This is a genomic window from Flavobacterium poyangense (assembly GCF_011751075.1).
Lineage (GTDB): Bacteria > Bacteroidota > Bacteroidia > Flavobacteriales > Flavobacteriaceae > Flavobacterium > Flavobacterium poyangense.
In genome coordinates this window covers 526-780 of sequence record NZ_JAALLN010000085.1, presented here as the reverse complement: position 1 = coordinate 780, position 255 = coordinate 526, and the positions used below count along the sequence as shown (strand labels likewise).

Sequence of the window (255 nt, the reverse complement as noted above, 5' to 3'; positions counted from 1 at the left end):
GTAGCGCCAGTCATAGAGAGGATTCCCGCTGGGGAAGGTCAGGGCAGCCGGCATCTGGATGAACAGATCCCAGGGGTAGTCGCTTCGTCCCGCTTCCAGAACCAGGACGCTGCGCGTGCCCCCTGCGCTCAGGCGGTTTGCCAGCACGGAACCGGCACTTCCCCCACCGACGATGACGTAGTCGTAGCTGGTCTCTGTCATTCTGCAAAGTCTCCTTGTACGTCGCGAGGACCCGGCGTCGCCGTTCCTTGATCG

The 255-nt window shown here is 62.7% G+C and carries 1 pseudogene; it reads right to left on the bottom strand.

What is annotated here, in order from left to right:
• Positions 1-201: pseudogene (locus G3A47_RS22710) on the bottom strand (GMC family oxidoreductase N-terminal domain-containing protein); the annotation flags it as partial.
• Positions 202-255 lie beyond the last annotated feature (54 nt).